Source organism: Sulfuricurvum sp. MLSB, assembly GCF_000747095.1.
In the GTDB taxonomy this organism is placed as follows: Bacteria; Campylobacterota; Campylobacteria; order Campylobacterales; family Sulfurimonadaceae; genus Sulfuricurvum.
The window spans coordinates 1-2,614 of record NZ_JQGL01000118.1 but is presented as its reverse complement, the minus strand read 5'-3'; the positions used below and the strand labels follow the sequence as shown (position 1 = coordinate 2,614).

Below are 2,614 nucleotides of genomic sequence, written 5' to 3'. Positions count from 1 at the left end.
ACCCAGCTGCACGATTACCAAAAACAGCGCCTGCACGATTTCGTCGGCGAAAAACCGAGCTATCAGGTCGAACAGTCGATCATCGCCGTCGGTTCGGGAGGATTCTTCGGCAAGGACAAAGAGGATGCGACGCAGGCGCAGATGAAATTTCTCCCCATCGCATCCAGTGACTTTATCTTCGCCTACGTCGTCGAGCGGTTCGGGTTTTTCGGGGCATTTTTGCTGATCTTGCTATACGCCGCGCTGATCGTCCATCTGCTCCTGATCGCCGCATGGGGGCAGGATTATTACATCAAAGTCGTTGCGGGGGGACTGTCGCTCTTTTTCTTCATCTACATGAGCGTCAACATCGCGATGACGATCGGATTCGCCCCCGTCGTCGGGGTGCCGCTGCCGATGTTCAGCTACGGGGGGAGCAGCTTCGTGAACTTCATGGTCATGTTCGCGATCCTCGAAAACCTTCTGGCGTATCGCTTCCGCTACCTCTACACCGATACCGGCAAAAAAAGCTTCGTCTAATTTTAGAGCGACTATAATGTCGCTCCTTTTAAGGGTCTTTAGCTCAGTGGTTAGAGCCACCGGCTCATAACCGGTTGGTCGTAGGTTCAAGTCCTACAAGACCCACCACCTTCTACATTTCTTCAACACAATTTTCCTATACTGACGTCATGAATTTGGTTTATTTCCTTCTCTTTCTCGGTATTCTCAACCTCGTTGCATTCGCGACATTCGGTATCGACAAATATCTGGCCGTCAACAAGCATCGCCGCATCAGCGAAAAGACATTGCTGCGGCTCGCGGTTTTCGGGGGAAGTGTTGGCGCGATGGCGGGACGGAGCGTGTTTCGGCACAAAACGCAAAAATTCAAAGGGGTTTTTCGGGGTATCGTCGTCGTCCATGCGGGATTGCTGTGCGCTGCGGCATGGACGATGGTCAATTAGCGTCTATTCATCGTCTTTTTCGGATTCGCGAAAGACGATTTTAAAGATGACCAATGCGATACCGCCTACAGCCAACCATAACCAAAACTGTTCCATCTTGCCCCTCCGTTTCCCAACATTATAGCATTCTGATCTCCGATTCGCCGCGTTTGACGTAAAGAGAGCTTTGAGGTTTTGCCGACTATACTGAGCCATCTTTTTTTGCAGGATAATGCGATGATCCCTTACGTCACGACCAACGAAAACGTTCAAATGCCTTCTTTGATCTACGGCACGGCATGGAAAGAGGCGCGCACCGCCGATTTGGTAGAGACGGCGGTTAAGGCGGGTTTTCGGGGGATCGATACGGCATACCAGCCCAAGCACTATAATGAAGCGGGGGTAGGGGACGCGTTAAAGAGACTGGAAGCGCAGGGAATCGATCGCTCTGAGCTGTATCTTCAGACAAAATTCACTCCTCTTTCGGGACAGGACCCTGATCGCGTCCCCTATGATCCGACGGCACCGCTGGACGTTCAGGTGACGCAGTCGTTCGAATCCTCCAAACGCAATCTTGGCATCTCGTATGTCGATTCGCTGGTGCTGCACTCGCCGCTGTTTCCGTATGCGGCTATGCTGAAGGTATGGAGGGCGATGGAGATGCTTTATCATTCAAAAGACGTGCGCCAGCTGGGAATCAGCAACTGCTATGACCCGGAATTGCTCATGCGGCTGTACGAAGATGCCGAGGTTAAGCCGGCCGTGGTGCAGAACCGCTTTTACCGCCAGAGTAGATACGACAAAGAGCTGCGCGCATGGTGCCGCGAGCGGGGGATCGTTTATCAAAGTTTCTGGAGTCTCACCGCCAATCCTCATCTCCTGGAGAGCCGCGAATTTTTCGCGCTGACGCAAAAATACGATAAAACCGAAGCGCAGATTCTGTACCGCTATTTGAACCACATAGGGATCGTTCCTCTGATCGGTTCGACCTCCCTCGAACACATCAAACAAGATTTGGCGATTTTCGAATTTGAGCTTGCCTCCGATGAGATCGCGGCGGTGAGCGCTTTGCTTGAAGGGTAAGAGCACTTGACAAAACGTCTGCGATAGAGGATACTGTTTGCATCAAAAGCAGGGAAAGATAATGAAAGCAGTTGTGTTGATCCTTATTCTTTTCTCGCAGGTGTCGGCGGCCAAAATCCTCAGTGCGACCTACGAAGTATCGTTCGGGGTTTTCGATACGCTGGGGATTGCGGATGCCCGTTTCGAAACACGTGACGACCAGACCTACACGATCCGGATCGAGGCGAGAACGGCGGGAATCGCCCAAACGCTCACCAATAATCGCGTCGAAATATACGAAAGCCACGGGATCGTTCGGGACGGGAAGCTGATTCCCCAAAAATATTCCAAGACGCGCCGAACCGATTCGAAAAAATCGATCAAAATCTATACGTTCGACCATGACAACAAAACGGTGTGGCGGGAGACGATCGAAAAAGACGAATGGGACCGGGTGAAACACGATTTTTATGCTACCGAAGACATACTGACCCTCTTTTTCAATTTCAAACACTCCATGCAGTCACGGCAGAACCGCTCGTTTGCGGCGATCGGAGGAAACAAGCAAGACGGCAGAATCGATGTCGTTTTTCCCGCAAACGACGATTTGGACGCGATGAAACGCAAGCTCG

At 51.6% G+C, this 2,614-nt stretch carries 4 protein-coding genes and 1 tRNA gene; all 5 read left to right on the top strand.

Translation table 11 applies throughout. The features are described from left to right. Window positions 1-519: FtsW/RodA/SpoVE family cell cycle protein (locus tag JU82_RS08480; RefSeq protein WP_037949396.1), on the top strand; the 519-nt coding region annotated here is incomplete at its 5' end. 32 nt (window positions 520-551) lie between these two features. Continuing rightward, window positions 552-627, top strand: a tRNA-Ile gene (locus tag JU82_RS08475). Between the two features lie 41 nt (window positions 628-668). Beyond that, window positions 669-941, top strand: coding sequence for a DUF1294 domain-containing protein (locus tag JU82_RS08470; protein ID WP_037949398.1), 273 nt, complete (start codon window positions 669-671; stop codon window positions 939-941). Window positions 942-1,157: 216 nt separating this feature from the next. Beyond that, window positions 1,158-2,003, top strand: a complete 846-nt coding sequence (locus tag JU82_RS08465; protein ID WP_037949395.1) for an aldo/keto reductase — start codon at window positions 1,158-1,160, stop codon at window positions 2,001-2,003. 61 nt (window positions 2,004-2,064) lie between these two features. Then, window positions 2,065-2,614, top strand: a 550-nt coding sequence (locus JU82_RS08460; RefSeq protein WP_037949393.1) for a DUF3108 domain-containing protein, incomplete at its 3' end; no start/stop codon positions are given.